Raw genomic sequence first — 18,855 nt, 5'->3', positions numbered from 1 at the left:
CGTTCTCGAACCGGCGCCGGGCGGACCGTACCCGGGCATGAAGAGCGCGGGCATGAAAAAGCGCGGTCCCTCGGGAGAGGGGCCGCGCTCTTTCGTCGTCAGGCGCGCCGCAGCTGGAAGGTCAGCCCCAGGTCGGCGTCCGACAGGACGGGCAGGCCGTCGGCCTGACCCTCGGTGAGGCTCGCGGCGAGGACCTCCTCGCCGACCAGCGAACCGCCCGAGCGCAGCGCCTCGGCCAGCTCGGGAGACGAGGCCGACCACCACAGGTCGATCCTGTCGGTGATCGACAGCCCCGTGGACTTGCGGGCGTCCTGCACCAGGCGGATGACCTCGCGGATCAACCCCGCCCTGCGCAGCTCGTCGGTGATGGCCAGGTCGAGCGCGACCGTCTCGCCCGTGCCGGTGTCGACCGCGCCGGTCTCCACCGCCCACCCCGACTTGGGCTGCTCGGTGACGATCACCTCGTCCGCCGTGAGCGACACCGTGCCGAGTTCGCCCGCCTCGACCGAGACGGGCGATCCCGCGCGCAGCGTCGCCGCCAGCGTCGCGGCGTCGGCGGCGGAGACGGCCGCGGCGACCAGCTTGGTCTGCGAGCCGAACCGCTTGCCGAGCGCCCTGAAGTTGGGCTTGACGGTGAAGGACACCAGGTCCGTGCTGAAGCCGGACATGTCTTCCAGCGCCTGCACGTTCAGCTCGTCGGCGATCAGGTCGCGCAGCTCCGAGGTGAGCCCCGCCCAGCCCGGCGCGCCCACGAGGGCCCTGCCGAGCGGCTGCCGCGTCTTGACGCCCGAGGCGGCGCGGGCCGAGCGGCCCAGCTCCACCAGCCGCCGCACCAGCGCCATCTGCGCCGACAGCTCGGGGTCGAGCAGTTCCTCCTTCACCGCGGGCCAGGTGGTCAGGTGGACCGACGACGGCGCGTCGACGCCGCGCAGCACGTCCCACAGGTAGTCGGTGACGAAGGGCGTGATCGGCGCCATGAGCCTGGTGACGGTCTCCAGGCACTCGTACAGCGTCGCGAACGCCTCACGCGAGCCCTGCCAGAACCTGCGGCGCGAACGCCTGACGTACCAGTTGGACAGGTCGTCGAGGAACTCGGCCAGCCTGCGGCCCGCCCGCACGGTGTCGAAGGCGTCGAGCGCGCTCGACACCTCGGCGACGGTCCTGTGCAGCTCGGCCAGCGCCCACCTGTCGATGAGCGGGCGTTCGGCGGCGGGCGGCGCCTCGCCGGCAAGCGAGGGCGACCACGACTCGGCGTTGGCGTACAGCGTGAAGAAGGAGGCGGTGTTCCAGTAGGTCAGCAGGACCTTCCTGACGATCTCCTCCAGCGCGTTGTGGCCGACCCTGCGCGCCGCCCACGGCGAGCCCGAGGCGGCCATGAACCAGCGCAGGGCGTCGGCGCCGTGCTCGTCCATCAGCGAGATGGGCTCCAGCACGTTGCCCAGGTGCTTGCTCATCTTGCGGCCGTCCTCGGCCAGGATCAGGCCGAGGCAGAGCACGTTCTCGTAGGAGGACTCGTCGAAGACCAGCGTGCCGACCGCCATCAGCGAGTAGAACCAGCCACGCGTCTGGTCGGTCGCCTCGCAGATGAACTGCGCGGGGTAGACGCCCTCGGGTCTGCCCTTGGCGCCCCACTGGGCGAACGGCATCGAGCCCGAGTCGTACCACGCGTCGATGACGTCGGGGACCCTGCGGGCCTCGGCGCCGCAGGAGGGACAGGGGAAGGCGATGTCGTCAACGAAGGGGCGGTGCGGGTCGAGCGCCGACAGCTCCTGGCCCGCGTAGGACCCGAGCTCCTTGAGCGAGCCCACGCACGTGACGTGCGACTCGTCCGCCGAGCACACCCAGAGGGGGAGCGGCGTGCCCCAGTAGCGCGAGCGCGACAGCGACCAGTCGACGTTGTTGCGCAGCCACTCGCCGAAGCGGCCCCACTTGATGGTCTCGGGGTACCAGTTGGTCTTCTCGTTCTCCGCCAGCATGCGGTCCTTGACCGCGGTGGTGCGGATGTACCAGGCGGGGAGCGCGTAGTAGAGCAGCGGGGTGTGGCAGCGCCAGCAGTGCGGGTAGCTGTGGTCGAAATGGCCGTCGCGGAACAGCAGGCCGCGGGCGCGCAGGTCCTCGGTGAGCCCCTCGTCGGCGTCCTTGAAGAACGTGCCGCCCACCATGGGGACGTCGGGAAGGAAGCGGCCGTCGGGGCCGATCGGGTTGACGATCGGCATGCCGTACGACTTGCAGACGGTCATGTCGTCCGCGCCGAAGGCGGGGGCCTGGTGGACCAGGCCCGTGCCGTCCTCGACGGTCACGTAGTCGCCCAGCACCACGTAGTGCGCGCCGGGGATGTCGACCAGGTCGAACGGCCTGGAGTAGGAGGTACGCTCCAGCTCGCGACCGGTGAGGTGGGCGACCTCGGTGAAGCCCTCGCCGAGCACCTGGGCCAGCAGCGGCTCGGCGACGACCAGCACCTCGCCGTCCGCGGTGCGGGCGGCGACGTAGGTCACCTCGGGGTGTACGGCCACGGCCGTGTTGGACACCAGCGTCCACGGCGTGGTCGTCCAGATCAGCAGCGAGGCGTTCAGCTCGGCCAGCGGGCCCGAGGTGACGGGCATCCGGACGTAGACCGAAGGCGAGGACACGGTCTCGTAGCCGCCCGGCTGGCCCAGCTCGTGGTCGGACAGGCCGGTGCCGCAGCGCGGGCAGTACGGCGTGATGCGGAAGTCGCGGAACAGCAGGCCCTTGTCGAAGATGACCTTGAGCGACCACCAGACGGACTCGATGTAGTCGGGGTCCATCGTGCGGTAGGCCGTGGACAGGTCGATCCAGTAGCCCATCCGCTCGGTCAGCTCTTCGAAGGCGTCGACGTGGCGCAGCACCGACTCGCGGCACTTGGCGTTGAACTCGGCGATGCCGTACGCCTCGATGTCCTTCTTGCCCGTCAGGCCGAGCTCTTTCTCGATGCCGACCTCGACAGGCAGGCCGTGGCAGTCCCATCCGGCCTTGCGCGGCACGCTGAAGCCGCGCATGGTCTTGTAGCGGGGGAACAGGTCCTTGAAGACCCGGGCCTCGACGTGGTGGACGCCCGGCAGGCCGTTGGCGGTGGGCGGGCCCTCGTAGAAGACCCAGGAGGGGGCGCCTTCGTTCTGCTCGACGGAGCGCTCGAAGATCTTCCCGTCCCGCCATCGGTCGAGGACCTCACGCTCGAGCGCGGGCAGGTCGACCTGCGCGGGTAGAGAGCGGAAATAGTGGGACATCTCGGGCGGGACCTCCACGTGTCAGACTGAGTGACGGTGTGAAGGGACGAAGCCGTACGGCTCCGCGGTACCACCCCTCTTGACCCCCGGAGGGACCCACTTCATTTGGTCTGCGGCCGGGTCTAGTGAGCTCTGGCGAGCCGTTCTTCCGGCGGCTCGGGAGTGATATCCCTGTGATGTCCATCACAGAGCTCCGTCGACGCCTTGCAGGCTAAAACCATAACGCAGAGTGGAGGCTGCCTGCTTCCCGTTATCCAGCGCAGCAAATGGCGACAAAGAACCGGGAATGGATGCTTATGGTGAGGAGTTGATTGGTCGGGGCGGGATAGTACGGGAGGGGTAATCCGTACGGCGGGTCGTTTGCCGAGTCGTTATCCACGGCCTAAGCTGCCCGCACCGTTTGAGCCTTGATCAGCATGGAGGCAGCCATGGCGGCAGTCACGCAGACCGCGACCCCTTCGATGTGGTCGGCAGAGGAGCTGGCCGAGGTGCGCGACGCGCTCACGCAGGAGATCGCCGAACTTGAGGCGGACATTCTGCGGCACGAGTCCGAGATCGCGTCTGGAGATGTCACTCAGGGCGCCGGCGACGACCAAGCCGACGCGGGGGCCAAGACCTATGAGCGCGAACGCGAGATCGCCCTTACCCTGAACACACGCGACCTGGTCGCGCAGAACGAACGTGCGATCGCCAGGATCGACGCAGGTACCTATGGAGTGTGCGAATCGTGCCACAAGCCGATCGGCAAGGAGCGGCTGCAGGCGTTCCCGAGGGCGACGCTGTGCGTGACATGCAAGCAGCGGGAGGAGCGCCGCTGAGCGCTGACGGCGAACCAAGCGCGAGGCCGGTCGGGCGACGCCTGATCGGCCTTCTCGCGCTGATCGCGGTCGTGATCTACGGGCTCGATCTGCTCACCAAGACGCTGGTGCTGCGGACGCTGGAGGGCGAGCCGGCGCTGGAGGTGATCCCCGGCCTGCTGCAGTTCCGGGTGATCTTCAACTCGGGCGCCGCCTTCAGCATCGGCACCGGGATGACCTTCGTCTTCACCCTGGTCGCCGCCAGCGTGGTGGTCGCGATCCTGCGCACGGCGCGCAAGCTGCGCAGCCTGCCGTGGGCGATCACGCTGGGCATGCTGCTCGGCGGCGCGCTCGGCAACCTCACCGACCGGCTGCTGCGCTACCCCGCGGGCCTCGGCCGTCCCGCTTCGGGTCAGCTCCAGGGTCACGTGGTCGACTTCATCGAGACCTTTCCCGGGCACTTCCCCGTCTGGAACGTCGCCGACTCGATGATCGTGTGCGGCGGCATCGTGGCGGTCTTCCTGGCCTGGCGCGGCTACCAGATCGACGGCACCAGGGAGGTGTCCGCGAAGAATGGCTGAACAGCGCAGTCTGCCCGTCCCCGACGGGCTCGAGGGAGAACGGCTCGACGCGGCCCTGTCGAGGCTGTTCGGTTTCTCCCGCACCCGCGCGGCCGAGCTGATCGGCTCGGGCGACGTCCTGGTCGACGGCTCAGAGGCCGCCAAGTCCGACAGGGTGCACGCCGGCGCGTGGCTCGACGTCACGCTTCCGCCGCCGCCCACCACGCCCATGCCCGTGGCCGAGCCCGTCCCCGGCATGGCGATCATCTACGAGGACGACGACATCGTCGTGGTCAACAAGCCGATCGGCGTCGCGGCCCATCCCACCGTGGGATGGACGGGCCCGACGGTGATCGGCGGCCTGCTCGGCACCGGCCACACGGTGGCCACCAGCGGCGCGGCCGAGCGTCAGGGCATCGTGCACCGCCTCGACGCCAACACCACGGGCGCGATGGTCGTGGCCAAGAGCGAGCACGCCTACTCCGTGCTCAAGCGCGCCTTCAAGGAGCGCACGGTCGACAAGCGCTACCACGCGCTGGTCCAGGGCCACCCCGACCCGTTCAGGGGCACCGTCGACGCGCCCATCGACCGCCACCCGTCGGGTGACGGCAGGTTCGCGGTGGTGGCGGGCGGCAAGCCCTCGGTGACCCACTACGACACCGTCGAGGCTTTCAGGGCGGCGTCGCTGCTCGACATCAAGCTGGAGACGGGCCGCACGCACCAGATCCGCGTCCACATGGCGGCGCTGCGCCACCCGTGCGTCGGCGACCTGATGTACGGCGCCGACCCCACGCTGGCGGCCAGGCTCGGGATGAGCAGGCAGTGGCTGCACGCGGTCTCGCTAGGCTTCGAGCACCCGTCGAGCGGCGACTGGATGTCCTTCAGCAGCGACTACCCCGACGACCTGCAGAAGGCGCTCGACACCGTGCGCGCGGAGTCCTGACCCCGGCCCCCCGCCCCGCGGTCACTGCCCGGCCTCCGTTGCCGGCGTGCCCCGCTCGGCGGGTAGCGCCTGCTCGGCAGCCGGTAGGCCCTGCTCGCTCTGCTCGCCCTGCTGCCTCTGCCCCTGATCGTCCTCGTCCCCCGGGTCCACCTGGCCCGGCTCGTCGTCGCCGGACGACTCCTCGGTGGGGGTGGCGGCCGGCGAGGTCTTGTTCTCGGTCTTCTCCTCGGTCTTCTGCTTGGTCGCTGTCGGGGAAGGCCGAGTCTTGATCGAGTCCTTCGTGGCGAGCGGATCCTGCCCTTCGTAGGTGCCCGTGCTCCTGCTCTCATCGGCAGGCGAGTGCGTCCGGAGGGGCGAGGGCGGCGGCGCGGAGGTGGCCGACGGGGTGCTGACCACGACCGGCACCGAGGCCGGCTGCGGCTGCTGCTGTCCGGGGCCGGGATCGCGGCCCGACATCCACGCCATCCCGCCGGTGACCAGCGCCACCGCGATCGCCGCCGCGGCGAGCGCGGCCAGCCTCGGGCGTCGCCCCGCGGGCGCGCCCCACCGCCTCCCTGCCGTCCGTACGGCGGGCCCGGGCGGCGCCGCGCCCACCGCGACCGGCGCCGTCGGCTCGGGCGCGATGCCCAGCACGACCAGACGCATCCGCTGCTCGGCCTCGTCCAGGCTCATCCGCTCGGCGGGATCCTTGCGCAGCAGCCCGGAGATGACGGGAGCGAGCGGACCCGCTGACGACATCGGCAGCGGCTCCTCGTGCATGACGGCCGCCATCGTGGCCAGCGGATGACCACGCTGGAAGGGCGAGTGCCCCTCCACGGCCGTGTAGAGCGTGACCCCCAGCGACCACAGGTCGGAGGCGGGCTCGGCGACTCCGCCCGCGGCCCGCTCGGGCGAGATGAAGGCAGGGGTGCCCACCAGGACTCCCGTCCTGGTCAAGGAGGCGTCGTCGTCCGTGGTGGCGATGCCGAAGTCGGTCAGCACGGCTCTGCCGTCCTCTGCCAGCAGCACGTTGTCCGGCTTGACGTCGCGGTGCAGCACGCCCGCCGCGTGCGCGGCCCGCAGCGCCGCCAGGAGCTCCACCCCGATGGCGGCCACCCTGGCGGGTTCGAGCGGCCCGAGGTCGCGCACCATGGCGCCCAGCGTCCGGGAACGGACCAGCTCCATCACGATCCACGGATGGCCCGAATCCTCGACCACGTCGTAGACGGTGGCCACGCCGGGGTGGGCGACCCTGCCCGCGGCCCTGGCCTCGCGGAGGGTGCGCACGGTGAAGACCTCGCGCTCAGGCCCCGTCAGGTCGGGCGGCGGCACCACCTCTTTGACCGCGACGTCACGGCCGAGTACCTCGTCATGCGCCTGCCAGACCGTTCCCATCCCACCGCGTCCGATGGTTTTGAGCAGCCGGTAGCGCCCGCCGATGACCTCCGAAGATTCGGACATGAAGGACGGCTACCCCGGAATCGCCGGAGCTCACGTGGGCTGGAAGGTCTCCACGAACCTGTCGAAGTACGGCAGGCCCTTCCGCCACGAGGCTTCGGGCGCCTCCCAGTAGATGGCATACGGCCTGCCGTCGGCCAGCCGGAAGCCGCGGTTGATCACGTGGATGGTCTCGCCGCCCCTTTTCCTGGTGAACTCCCAGTCGGCGGCCGGCATCCCGAGGTAGGTGAGCGGGCGGATGCCCACCCGCTTGTAGCCCACGAACTCGCCCTTGGCCTGGATCTCCTTCTCCAGGCGCTGCCACGCCTCGACGGGATCCTTGACCGGGTCCTCCGACTCGGTCCACTCGATGATCAGCGTGCCGGGCGCGCCGGGCCCCGTCACGCTGATGCTGTCGCGGTCGGGTTTCTTCGTCGCGCTCCATCCCGTGGGCACGGAGACGGAGAAGCGGCCCAGCCTGCTGGTGAGCGGCCGCCAGTCGTCCGTGCCCGCCGTCGCGGTCCTGCTGGGCGCCGCGCTCTTGGTGGGCGCCGCGCTCTTGGTGGGCGACACGGTCTCGCTCGGCGCCGCCGTACCGGGAGTGGTGGAGGCGGGCGTGGGCTGTGCCGTACCGGAAGGAGCGGCCCGCATCGCCAGCCAGACGCCGCCCCCGGCCAGCGCGGCGGCCAGCAGGACGCTGGGCACGGCCCAGACCAGCGGAGAGCGCCGCTTCACGGGTCGCTCGAGTGTGGCGGCGGCTCGCCCCTGCGGGCGGGTCTCTGGCTCGTACACGGGCTGCCTGGCTGCGGGCTCCAGAGCCGCCAGCCTGGCGGCGACCTCCTGCACGCCCATCCGCGCCGCGGGGTCCCGCTGGAGCAGCCCCGTGATCACCGGGGCCAGCGGCCCCGCCAGACGCGGCGGCTCGGGCGGGTCACGCAGCACCGCCGCGACCGTCGCCGCCCACGAGTCCCTCCGGTACGGCGCGCCGCCCTCCACGGCCGTGTGCAGCGTCGCGCCCAGCGACCACAGGTCGGAGGCGGGCGTCGCGGGCAGCCCGTTGAGCCGCTCGGGCGGCATGTAGGCGGGCGTGCCGACCAGGTTGCCCGTCCCTGTCAGGCCCGCCTCCGCGTCCACGGCGGCGATGCCGAAGTCGGTCAGCACCACCCTGCCGTCCTCGGCCAGCAGCACGTTCTCCGGTTTCACGTCGCGATGCAGCACGCCCGCCGCGTGCGCGGCCCGCAACGCGCCCAGCACGGCGCCGCCGATCCTGGCCACCTCCGGCACCGGCAGCGGACCTCGCTGCCCGATAGCCTCCGCCAGCGACCACGAGCGCACCAGCTGCATGACGATCCACGGGCGGCCGTCCTCCTCGATGACGTCGTGGATGACGATCACGTTCGGATGGTCGAGCCTGCCCGCCGCCCGCGCCTCCCTGATGGTGCGCTGGTTGAGCTGGGCGCGCTTCTGCTCGCCGATGCCGGTGTAGCGAACCTCCTTGATCGCCACCGTCCGGTCGAGCAGGTCGTCGTGGGCGCGCCAGACGATGCCCATGCCGCCCTCGCCGATGGGCTCGATGAGGCGATACCTGTTACCGACGCGCACCAGCGAAGCCTACTTGGCTGGTTTGAACGTCGCCGCGAACGTGTCGAAGAAACGCAGGTCACGCTTCCAGTTCTTGTTCAGCGTGTGCCAGTAGAGCGCGTAGCCGCGGCCGTTGTCGGTGACGAAACCGCGGTTACGCACTCTCGTCTCGCCCGTGTTGGTGTTCCAGATGAACTCCCAGTCGGCGGCGGCCTTCATGTAGTCGACCTTCTTGATGTCGAGCAGCTTGTAGCCGCCGAAGCCGCTCCTGGCGCCCGGCTCCTGCTTCTTCCAGTCGCCGTAGGGGTCGTCGCCGGGGTCGGGGGACTCTTCGATCATCAGGTAGGAGTTGGACGAGGCGCCGGGCCCACGGAAGTAGACCTGGCTGCCCTTGCGCTGGTACGTCTCCCAGTCCGGGGGCAGGGCGACGGAGAAGCCCATCTCCTTGTCCTTGTACATCCGCCAGCCCTCGGGCAGCGCGGGCGCGGTGTCCGAAGGGGAGGGCGAGGGGCCGGTCGAGGGGGTCGCCGTGGTCGAGGGCTGGGCGGCGGGGGTCGTCGCGGTCGCCGTGGCGGTGACCGTGGTGGTCACCTTCTCAGTGGGCTCCTTCGAGCTCTGGGGGGCCTCGTTGCCTGCCGAGCGCAGCCCGAGCAGGCCCGCCACGCCGCCCACCACGAGGATGGCGATGGCGACGGCGACGAACGGGAGCGCGCGCCGTACGCCAGGCCTGCCGACCGAGGCGGCGGTGGGCGTTTCGGGCAGGCGCATGCCCGTCTCGAAGAGCTCGGAGGGCGCCTCGGCCGCCGCGGGCATGGCCGTGGTGGGCGCGGGCGCCGCGGGCTTGGCGACCTCGGGCTCGGGCTCGGGCTCAGGCTCAGGCACCGGGGGCTTGGACGCGGCGGACTTGCCGGTGTCCGGCTTCGTCGCACCGGGCTTGGGCTTGAGGGGCTTCCTGAGGGGAGGCTTGGCCGCGACGGGCGGCACGATCACGGGCAGGCTGGGATCGGTGGGGGTGTCGTCCACGTCCACGTCGGGGACGGCGGGCGGACGCTCGACCCTGACCGTCTCGTTCTGGGCCTGCCCGATGATCCTGCGCAGCATCCTGGCGGTCTCGTCGACGGTCAGCCGCTGGACGGGCTCCTTGGCCAGCAGGCCGTCCAGGACGGGCTTCAGCGGCCCGGCCTTGGTCGCGGGTGCGGCGTCGTCGTTGAGCACGGCCATCATGGTCGCCATCGCCATGCCGCGCTCGTGCGGGGCCTTGCCCTCGACGGCGGTGTAGAGCGTGGCGCCCAGCGACCACAGGTCAGACTCGCGCCGCGCGGGCAGGCCCTTGAGCCGCTCGGGCGCGATGAAGGCAGGCGTGCCCGCCAGGCCGGTCATGGTCAGCGCGGTCTCGGTCTCCAGCGTGGCGATGCCGAAGTCGGTCAGCACGACCCTGCCGTCCTCGGCCAGCAGCACGTTCTCCGGCTTGACGTCGCGGTGCAGCACGCCCGCGTCGTGCGCGCCCTTGAGCGCCTCCAGGACGGCCAGGCCGATCTCGGCCACCTTCCTGGGCTGCAGCGGTCCCTCGCTCTTGATCACCTGGCCCAGAGAGCGGGAGGGGACCAGCTGCATGACGATCCACGGCCGGTCGTCCTCCTCGATCACGTCGTGGACGACGATCACGTTCGGATGGGTGAACCTGGCCGCCGCGCGCGCCTCGCGCATGGTGCGGCGGTTGAGCAGCTGCACCTCGTCGCCCAGCACGGCCGCGTAGCGGACCTCCTTGACCGCGACCTCGCGGTCGAGCAGCTCGTCATGGGCACGCCAGACGATGCCCATGCCGCCTCGTCCGATTGGCTCCTTCAGGTGGTACCGACCGGCGACGCGGCGCCCGGCGTGCTGCTGTCCATCCGACATCAACGGCCTCAAACCCCCTTCTAAGCCTAGAAATACTCCCATAGGGATCGGGTAGCAGCGACCCGTGTAGTCTTAGATCCATGACTCCTCGCTACACGTTTATCGAGCCGGCTCCCGGAGGGCCGGTCATGCGGTAGCGACCACCTGGAGCCGGCGACAGGCAGAGATCTCGAGGTCTCTGCCCTTTTTCTTTCCTGGAGACCGCCGGCTCCGCTCGGACCGGCTTGAGCGTTGGGATCGAGATGCCTTCCACCCTCGAAACGCGTCCCGTCATCACCAGATGGGTCAGCCTGCGTCCGCACCACGGGCGGGTGCGGGCCGAAGACGTGCTCGACGGCCCCCTCTTCGTCGAGCCCTTCTCGACCGACGACCTGCCCGCCATAGCCGAGCGGGCGGCGGGCGTGGTGGTGGGGGCGGCGTGGATGCAGGACTTCCAGCTGGTGCGGGCGGTGGCAAGGCTCGGCCTGCCGGTGCTCGTGCAGCGCGGTCATTCCGCGACCCTCGAGGAGTGGCTCGCCATCGCCGACTACTGCGTGGCCGAGGGCAACGACCAGGTGGTGCTGTGCGAGAGCGGTACCCGCACCCACACGGGGCACCTCGCACTCGACCTGTCGCTGCTGCGCGCGGCGAAGGCGCGCTCGGGACGGCCCGTGCTGGCCGACGTCTCCGCCGACCTCTCCTTGGCGGGCGCCGCCATCGTGGCGGGCGCCGACGGCCTGCTGCTGTCGCCGTCGGCGGGCGAGGAGGAGATCGCGCAGGCCCGCGAGGCGGTCACGCTCTTCAGCGCCCTGTCCAGCGACGACATCCCCGCGAGCCTGCCCGAAGCCAGAGCCGCGATCGACAGGGTGGACGCCGCCCTCGCCACCCTCCTCGAACGGCGGGCGGAGCTGGCGGGCGTCGTCCAGTCGCTCAAGCCCGTCGGCGGCTTCGCGGGGCGCGACATGGAGCGGGAGCGTCAGCTGGTGGCCAGGATGGCCGAGCGCGCGCCCAGGCTCGGAGTGAAGCGCCTCGCGCCGATCATGAACGCGGTCATCGAAGCCGGCCTTCACCTCTCCGAGGAGAGCTGACCACCTTCCACCCGAGGGCGATGGCCGCCGCGAGCACGGGGATGAGGAAGAAGGCCACCCGCTGGTCCTCGTCGGCGAAGGCCATCAGGACGACCACCAGCGCGAGGAAGCCCAGCGTGAACCAGTTGCTGTACGGCGTGCCTGGCATCGCGAAGTTCGAGCGGTGCCCCGTGCGCCGCAGCAGCAGCTGGCAGTAGACCAGCGTGCCCCACGTGGTGATCACGCCGAGCGAGGCGACGGCGGTGGCGATGTCGAAGGCCCGCTGCGGCACGAAGTAGAACAACCCCACGCCCGCGAGGAAGACCGCCGCGGTCATCAGGATCCCGCCGTAGGGCACGTGGCGGGAGCTGAGGTTGCCGGTGAAGTACGGCGCCTCGCCCTTGAGCGCCATGGCCCGCAGGATGCGCCCCGTGGAATACAGGCCCGAGTTGCAGGAGGACGTGGCCGCGGTGATGACGATGAGGTTCATCACGTCGGCCGCCCACGGCGCGCCCAGGCCGGCGAAGACCGTGACGAACGGCGACTCGTCGGCCCTGTAGTGCGTCCACGGCAGCACCATCGCCAGCAGCGCGATCGAGCCGACGTAGAAGACCGCGATGCGCCACACGACGCCGTTGATCGCCTTTGGCATCACCCGCTCAGGGTTCTTGGTCTCGCCCGCGGCGATGCCGACCAGCTCGATCGAGGCGTAGGCGAAGACCACCGCCTGCAGGCTCAGCAGCACGACGGGGAAGCCCTGGGGGAAGAACCCTCCGTGGGCGGTGAGGTTGACCACACCCGCCTGGACGCCGCCCACGTTCGCGCCGGTGACCACCAGGAACAGGCCGATGACCAGGAAGGCGCAGATGGCCAGCACCTTCAGCAGCGCGAACCAGAACTCCAGCTCGCCGAACACCCTCACCGACACCAGGTTGACCACCAGCACGAAGACCAGCGCGACCAGCGCGGTGAGCCACTGGGGGAAGCCGGGCGCCCAGTAGTTGACGTAGGTGGCGATCGCGGTCAGCTCGGCGATGCCGGTGAAGGCCCAGTTGATCCAGTACATCCAGCCGCTGGCGAACGCGGCCCACGGGCCGACGAACTCGCCGGCGTACTCCACGAAGGAGCCGGAGGTCGGCCGGTAGAGGACGAGCTCGCCGAGCGCGCGCATGACGAAGAAGGCGGCCAGGCCCGCGAGCGCGTACGACAGCACCAGTGCGGGGCCCGCCGCGGCCAGGCGCCCGCCCGCGCCGAGGAACAGTCCCACGCCGATGGCGCCGCCGATCGCGATCATCTGCACCTGGCGGTTGCCGAGGGCGTGGGAGTAGCCCTCCTCAAGCTGCGCGCACACCGTGTCTCCTCCGTCACGAGAACGATATATGCGCAGGCCGGCAGGGGGTTCGGGGGCGCGCCGCGCAGTGTGTAGCCGAGGCCGTACACCTCGTCAACCGGTGGTGGCGACGGCCGGAAAAGTCGGCGCGGACCACTAGGCTCGAAGCCTGCACATCCGGTCTCGATCGAGGAGGCGCCGCTCCATGTCGTCCAGCGACTCGTTTGTACACCTGCACGTGCATACCGAGTACTCCATGCTGGACGGGGCCGCCCGCCTCAAGCAGATGTTCAAACAGGTCGGCGAGCTCGGCATGCCCGCCATCGCCATCACCGACCACGGCAACATGCACGGCGCCTACGACTTCTTCAAGCAGGCGAGCGCCGCCGACATCAAGCCGATCATCGGCATCGAGGCCTACGTCGCCCCCGAGCTGCGGCAGAACAAGAAGCCCGTGCTGTGGGGCGAGCCGCACCAGAAGAAGGACGACGTCTCGGCGGGTGGCTACTACACCCACATGACGATCTGGGCGCGCAACAAGACGGGCCTGCACAACCTGATGCGCCTGTCGTCGCGCGCCTACACCGAGGGCTTCGTGCGCAAGTGGGCGCGCATGGACGCCGACATCCTCGCCGAGCACGCCGACGGCCTCATGGCCACCACCGGCTGCCCCTCGGGCGAGGTGCAGACCAGGCTGCGCCTCGGGCAGTACGACGAGGCCGTCAAGGCGGCGGCGAAGTTCCAGGAGATCTTCGGCAAGGACAACTACTTCCTGGAGATCATGGACCACGGGCTCGACATCGAGCGCAGGGTCCGCGACGGGCTGACCAGGATCAGCAGGGAGCTGGACATCCCGCCGCTGGTCACCAACGACTCGCACTACACCTACGAGCCCGACGCCGCCTCCCACGACGCGTTGCTGTGCATCCAGACCGGCAAGCAGCTGTCCGACCCCGACCGCTTCCGCTTCGACGGCTCCGGCTATTACATCAAGTCGGCCGACGAGATGCGCGCCGTCGACTCCTCCGACCTGTGGGCCGAGGGCTGCCGCAACACGCTGCTGGTGGCCGAGAAGGTCGACCCCACGGGGTTCTTCACCTTCAAGAACCTCATGCCGACCTACCCGATCCCCGAGGGCATGACGGAAAGCGAGTTCTTCCGGCAGAGCGTCTGGGAGGGCATGGACCGGCGCTGGCCGGAGGGTTACGACGACGCCCATCGCAAGCAGGCCGAGTACGAGATCGGCATCATCGAGCAGATGGGCTTCCCGAGCTACTTCCTCGTGGTCGCCGACTTCATCATGTGGGCCAAGGAGAACGGCGTCCGGGTCGGGCCGGGCCGTGGATCGGCCGCCGGTTCGCTGGTCGCCTACGCGATGGGCATCACCGACCTCGACCCGCTGCCCCACGGCCTGATCTTCGAGCGGTTCCTCAACCCCGACCGCGTCTCCATGCCCGACGTCGACATCGACTTCGACGACCGCAGGCGCGCCGACGTGATCCGCTACGTGACCGAGAAGTGGGGCGCCGACAAGGTCGCCATGATCGCCACCTTCGGCACCATCAAGGCGAAGGCCGCCATCAAGGACGCCGGTCGCGTCCTCGGCTACCCCTACGCGCTCGGCGACAGGGTCTCCAAGGCCTTCCCGCCCGCCGTGATGGGCAAGGACATCCCGCTGGCGGGCATCTTCGACAAGGACCACCCCCGCTACAACGAGGCGGGCGAGCTGCGCAGGCTCTACGACGAGGACGTCGACGTCAAGGCGACGATGGACCTCGGCAAGGGGCTGGAGGGCCTGATCAGGCAGACCGGCGTGCACGCCGCCGGCGTGATCATGTCGGCGGAGGTGCTGACCGACCACATCCCGATCATGCGCCGCGACTCCGACGGCGCGATCATCACGCAGTTCGACTACCCGACCTGCGAGACGCTCGGCCTGCTGAAGATGGACTTCCTGGGCCTGCGCAACCTCACCATCATGGACGACTGCCTCAAGATGATCGAGGCCACCTCCGGTGAGCAGATCGACCTGCTGAAGCTGCCCCTCGACGACCGCAAGACCTACGAGCTGCTCGGCCGGGGCGACACCCTGGGCGTGTTCCAGCTCGACGGCGGCGGCATGCGCTCGCTGCTGCGGCTGATGAAGCCCGACAACTTCGAGGACTGCTCGGCCCTCATCGCCCTCTACCGGCCGGGGCCGATGGGCGCCGACTCCCACAACAACTACGCGCTGCGCAAGAACGGCCAGCAGGAGATCACCCCGATCCACGAGGAGTTCAGGGAGTCTCTGGCCGAGATCCTCGACACGACCTACGGCCTGATCATCTATCAGGAGCAGGTCATGGCCATCGCGCAGAAGGTCGCGGGCTTCTCGCTCGGCCAAGCCGACCTGCTGCGCCGTGCGATGGGCAAGAAGAAGAAGTCCGAGCTGGACAAGCAGTTCGAGTCCTTCGAAAAGGGCATGCAGGACAACGGCTACTCCGCCGCGGCGATCAAGACGCTGTGGGACATCCTGCTGCCGTTCTCCGACTACGCCTTCAACAAGGCCCACTCGGCCGCCTACGGCCTGATCGCTTACTGGACCGGTTACCTCAAGGCCAACTACCCCGCCGCCTACATGGCGGCCCTGCTGTCGAGCGTCAAGGACGACAAGGACAAGTCGGCCCTCTACCTCAACGAGTGCCGGCGCATGGGCATCAAGGTCTTCCCGCCCGACGTCAACGACTCCGACTTCGACTTCACCCCGCGCGGCACCGACATCCGCTTCGGCCTGTCGGCCATCCGCAACGTCGGCGGCAACGTCGTCGACGGCATCCTGTCCGCGCGCAAGGAGAAGGGTCGCTACGGCGACTTCAAGGACTTCCTGCGCAAGGTCCCGGCGATCGTCTGCAACAAGCGGGTGATCGAGTCGCTGATCAAGGCGGGCGCCTTCGACTCCCTCGGCCACGTCCGCAAGGGCCTGGTCATGGTGCACGAGCAGGCCGTCGACGCGATCATCGACATCAAGAAGAACGAGGCCATCGGCCAGGACTCCCTGTTCGGCGCCGTCGACGGCGGCGAGGACCAGACCTTCGACGTGCAGATCCCCGTCGGGGAGTGGGACAAGAACACGCTGCTGCAGTTCGAGCGGGAGATGCTCGGCCTGTACGTCTCCGACCACCCGCTGTTCGGCGTGGAGCACATCCTGGCCTCGGGCGCCGACTGCTCGATCGCGGCCCTGCAGGACGAGAGCCGTGCCGACGGCCAGGTCGTGACGGTCGGCGGCATCCTGTCTGGCGTGCAGCGCAAGGTCACCAAGAAGGGCGACACCTGGGTGCTGACCCAGTTGGAGGACCTCGAAGGTGCGATCGAGGTGATGATCTTCCCCTCGTCGTACCAACTGTGCTCGACGATCCTGGCCGAGGACGCGATCGTCTTCGTCAAGGGCCGCATCGACAAGCGCGAGGACGTCGCCAAGATCATCTCGATGGAGGTGACGGCGCCCGACCTCACGCAGGAGGCGGGCGGCCCGCTCCTGGTCAGCCTGCCGCTCAGCCGGTGCACGCCGCCGGTGGTGAGCAGGCTGAAGGAGATCCTCACCACCCACCCCGGCACCTCGGAGGTGCACCTCCAGGTGCACAACGGCCCCAAGACCACGGTCATGCGGGTGGAGGACCGCCTGCGGGTCACCCAGTCCCCGGCCCTGATGGGCGACCTCAAGCAACTGCTCGGCCCCGCCTGCCTGGGCGGCTAGCGCTGTGCCTGTCAGGGCGGCGGGCGCCATGCGCTCCCCGCCGCCCTGGCGAGCGGTCCCTCAGCGGCGGGGGTACTGGCCGGAGTGCCTCGTCATCCACTTGTAGAACCGGCGGTAGCGCTCGCGGTACTTCTTGACGAAGCGGTGGATCTCGGCGCGGCGGGCCGCGGCCTCCGCCGTGGCCAGGCCTGGGGTGTGGCCGCCGCCGAAACGGGACATGTCGGGGGAGTCGAACGATGTCTCGTCGGTGTCGCGCAGGGCCGACTCCATCGACGCCACCCAGATCGGGCCCGGCAGCGAGGCGCCCTGCACCTGGCCGTACGACTCGTCGCCGATCGTCACGCCGCGCAGCGGGTAGCGGTAGGAGCCGCGGATGTCGCCGACGCTCACCGCCGCCGCCAGGTCGGGGGTGTACCCGGCGAACCAGGCCGAGGTGTAGCCGTTGTTGGTGCCGGTCTTGCCCGCGGCGGGCCTGCCGATGCCCTGCCCCTTCATCGTGCCCTTGGTGAACACCCCTGACAGCACGTGGTTGACGGCGTCGGCCACGCCCTGGTCCACCGCCTGCGCGCAGGCAGGCCGTACGGCGGTGCGCAGCCCCTGCTTGTCGGTGATGTCCACGATCGCCATGGGACGGCAGTAGCGGCCGCGGGCGCCGAAGGCGGCGAAGGCGGCGGCGACGGTGAGCGGGTCCATCTCGTTGACGCCGAGGGTGAAGGTCGGCACCTCCCGCAACGGCGTCCCGTCGGCCCTGACGACACCGAGCGACTTGGCCGTCTGGACCACGGAGCACAGGCCGACCTTGCGCTCCAGCATCATGTAGAAGATGTTCACCGAGTTCCACGTGCCGGTCTCGATGCTCTGCGGGCCGCCCTTGCCCTCCCCGCTGGCGTTGTAGATCGTCGCCTTCGGCGCGTTGACCGGTTTGCCCGCGCAGTTCCTGTAGCCCTCGGAGGGGACGAGCTCGCCGGGCGTCATGAAGCCCTGGCCGAAGCGCCAGCCCTGCTTGAGCGCGGTGGCCAGGGTGAACACCTTGAAGGTCGAGCCCGCCTGCAGTCCCATTCCGCCGCCGTGCCGTACGTCGGCGGGCAGGTTGAAGGTGGTCCTGGGGCCGTTGTTTTTGTTGTCCGGGTTGCGGCCGAACCGTTTGCTGGCCGCCAGGGCCCTGATCCTGCCCGTGCCCGGCTCGACCATCGCCTCGGCCGCGACCTCGGTGTCGGCCGGATGGACCCGCTCCCTGATGGCCTGCTCGGCCGCCCGCTGCGCGACCGGGTCGAGGGTGGTGCGCAGCACGAGCCCGCCCCTGGCCAGGCGGCGCTGCCGTTCGATGGGGGTGTCGCCGAAGACGGGGTTGGTGAGCAGTTCGCGCTGCACGTAGAGGCAGAAGAAGGGGAACTCGCTCTCGGCGCACCCGCCGGGCTCGGGCCGCAGCTTGATGTTCAGCGGCAGCCGCTTGGTCGCCTTCGCCGTCTCCTCGGAGATCATGTTCAGGCCCGCCATGCGGTCCAGCACGGTGTCGCGGCGCTCCAGCAGCCGCGCCTGCCGTTCCGCGCCCAGCGAAGGATCGGTCGTGTACGGCAGGCGCACCGCCCCCGCCAGCGTCGCGGCCTGAGCCAGCGTGAGTTCGGCGGCCGTGGTCGAGAAGAAGCGCCTGGCCGCCGCCTCGACGCCGTAGGCGCCCGCCCCGAAGTAGGCGATGTTGAGGTACCGCTCGAGGATCTCGTCCTTGCGGTACTTGTCCTCCATGGCCAACGCGTAACGCAGCTCGCTGATCTTGCGGGAGAGGTTGGGCGCGCGGGCGGCCTCCCTGTCCCTCTCCGACTCGGCGTTCTCGACCAGGATGTTCTTGACCAGCTGCTGGGTCAGCGACGAGCCGCCCTGCCTGATGCCGCCCGCCTGGGTGTTGGTGATGACCGCGCGCAGGGTGCCCACGATGTCCAGGCCCGCGTGCTCGTAGAAGCGGGCGTCCTCGATGGCCACGATGGCCTTGCGCATGACAGGGGCCACCTGGGCCAGCGTCACCGGCGTCCTGTTGGCCTCGTAGAACTGGGCGAACACCTTGCCGTTCCTGTCCTGCAGCGTGGTGAGCTGGGACAGCGGCTCCTCACGCGGCGCGGGCGGCAGGTCGGTGAAGGTGGTGGCGGCGTCGCGCACCACGAGTCCGGCCCCGCCGACGGTCGGGACTGCCACCGCCGCGGCCAGCACGCCGCCGATCGCCCCCGCCACGCCGAGCCCGGCGAGGGATTTGAGCACAGTCACTCAGATGATCTGCGACGAGAAGAAGGCGGCCAAACGCCTGCTTCAACAG

Annotated in this window: 11 protein-coding genes; 5 read left to right on the top strand and 6 right to left on the bottom strand. The window is 69.9% G+C overall.

Going from position 1 to position 18,855, the window contains the following annotated elements; genetic code table 11:
• Positions 1–98 precede the first annotated feature (98 nt).
• Positions 99–3,245, bottom strand: a complete 3,147-nt coding sequence (gene ileS, locus AB0B45_RS00910) for an isoleucine--tRNA ligase (RefSeq protein WP_358123454.1) — start codon at positions 3,243–3,245, stop codon at positions 99–101.
• Positions 3,246–3,661: 416 nt separating this feature from the next.
• Between ileS and AB0B45_RS00905 the strand changes: the two genes are divergently transcribed.
• From AB0B45_RS00905 to AB0B45_RS00895, 3 genes are read left to right on the top strand one after another with little or no spacing between them, the layout of a single operon-like run.
• Entirely contained in the window at positions 3,662–4,063 is a 402-nt protein-coding gene (locus tag AB0B45_RS00905) for a TraR/DksA C4-type zinc finger protein (protein WP_358124697.1), read from the top strand.
• Entirely contained in the window at positions 4,036–4,623 is a 588-nt protein-coding gene (locus tag AB0B45_RS00900) for a signal peptidase II (RefSeq protein ID WP_358124694.1), read from the top strand. The genes AB0B45_RS00905 and AB0B45_RS00900 overlap by 28 nt, the downstream gene beginning before the upstream one ends.
• A complete protein-coding gene (locus AB0B45_RS00895; protein WP_358123452.1) occupies positions 4,616–5,545 on the top strand; it encodes an RluA family pseudouridine synthase in 930 nt (309 codons plus the stop codon). The genes AB0B45_RS00900 and AB0B45_RS00895 overlap by 8 nt, the downstream gene beginning before the upstream one ends.
• 21 nt (positions 5,546–5,566) lie before the next feature.
• Here the strand turns inward: AB0B45_RS00895 and AB0B45_RS00890 are convergent, their stop codons facing one another.
• From AB0B45_RS00890 to AB0B45_RS00880, 3 genes are read right to left on the bottom strand one after another with little or no spacing between them, the layout of a single operon-like run.
• Positions 5,567–6,985, bottom strand: a complete 1,419-nt coding sequence (locus AB0B45_RS00890) for a serine/threonine-protein kinase (protein WP_358123450.1) — start codon at positions 6,983–6,985, stop codon at positions 5,567–5,569.
• 30 nt (positions 6,986–7,015) lie between these two features.
• Positions 7,016–8,563 (bottom strand): protein kinase, encoded by a 1,548-nt coding sequence (locus AB0B45_RS00885; protein ID WP_358123448.1) that lies wholly within the window; start codon positions 8,561–8,563, stop codon positions 7,016–7,018.
• A gap of 9 nt (positions 8,564–8,572) precedes the next feature.
• Positions 8,573–10,441, bottom strand: coding sequence for a serine/threonine-protein kinase (locus tag AB0B45_RS00880; RefSeq protein ID WP_358123446.1), 1,869 nt, complete (start codon positions 10,439–10,441; stop codon positions 8,573–8,575).
• A 242-nt stretch (positions 10,442–10,683) separates the two neighbouring features.
• Here AB0B45_RS00880 and AB0B45_RS00875 point away from each other — a divergent pair, with 242 nt between their 5' ends.
• Complete coding sequence (locus AB0B45_RS00875; RefSeq protein WP_358123444.1) at positions 10,684–11,508, top strand: chorismate mutase; 825 nt, start codon at positions 10,684–10,686, stop codon at positions 11,506–11,508.
• Here the strand turns inward: AB0B45_RS00875 and AB0B45_RS00870 are convergent.
• Positions 11,471–12,838, bottom strand: a complete 1,368-nt coding sequence (locus AB0B45_RS00870; protein ID WP_358123442.1) for an amino acid permease — start codon at positions 12,836–12,838, stop codon at positions 11,471–11,473. The two genes, AB0B45_RS00875 and AB0B45_RS00870, sit on opposite strands and share 38 nt — an antisense overlap.
• A 184-nt stretch (positions 12,839–13,022) precedes the next feature.
• On the opposite strand from AB0B45_RS00870, the gene dnaE reads away from it, so the two are divergent.
• Positions 13,023–16,550 carry a DNA polymerase III subunit alpha gene (dnaE, locus tag AB0B45_RS00865; protein ID WP_358123440.1) on the top strand — a complete coding sequence of 1,176 codons (3,528 nt, stop codon included), beginning with the start codon at positions 13,023–13,025 and terminating at the stop codon, positions 16,548–16,550.
• Positions 16,551–16,610: 60 nt separating this feature from the next.
• Here the strand turns inward: dnaE and AB0B45_RS00860 are convergent, their stop codons facing one another.
• Positions 16,611–18,800, bottom strand: a complete 2,190-nt coding sequence (locus AB0B45_RS00860; RefSeq protein WP_358123438.1) for a transglycosylase domain-containing protein — start codon at positions 18,798–18,800, stop codon at positions 16,611–16,613.
• Between the last annotated feature and the right edge of the window lie 55 nt (positions 18,801–18,855).

The sequence above is a fragment of the Nonomuraea sp. NPDC049152 genome, from assembly GCF_040648355.1.
Classification (GTDB): Bacteria; Actinomycetota; Actinomycetes; order Streptosporangiales; family Streptosporangiaceae; genus Nonomuraea.
Note: the sequence above shows the minus strand (reverse complement) of the source record. Positions and strands in the feature narration are given on the sequence as shown.

Bases quoted from the DNA above. Each gene is read 5' to 3' on its own strand.
- ileS (WP_358123454.1), bottom strand. From the start codon at position 3,245: ATGTCCCACTATTTCCGCTCTCTACCCGCGCAGGTCGACCTGCCCGCG.
- AB0B45_RS00905 (WP_358124697.1), top strand. From the start codon at position 3,662: ATGGAGGCAGCCATGGCGGCAGTCACGCAGACCGCGACCCCTTCGATG.
- AB0B45_RS00900 (WP_358124694.1), top strand. From the start codon at position 4,036: ATGCAAGCAGCGGGAGGAGCGCCGCTGAGCGCTGACGGCGAACCAAGC.
- AB0B45_RS00895 (WP_358123452.1), top strand. From the start codon at position 4,616: ATGGCTGAACAGCGCAGTCTGCCCGTCCCCGACGGGCTCGAGGGAGAA.
- AB0B45_RS00890 (WP_358123450.1), bottom strand. From the start codon at position 6,985: ATGTCCGAATCTTCGGAGGTCATCGGCGGGCGCTACCGGCTGCTCAAA.
- AB0B45_RS00880 (WP_358123446.1), bottom strand. From the start codon at position 10,441: ATGTCGGATGGACAGCAGCACGCCGGGCGCCGCGTCGCCGGTCGGTAC.
- AB0B45_RS00875 (WP_358123444.1), top strand. From the start codon at position 10,684: ATGCCTTCCACCCTCGAAACGCGTCCCGTCATCACCAGATGGGTCAGC.
- dnaE (WP_358123440.1), top strand. From the start codon at position 13,023: ATGTCGTCCAGCGACTCGTTTGTACACCTGCACGTGCATACCGAGTAC.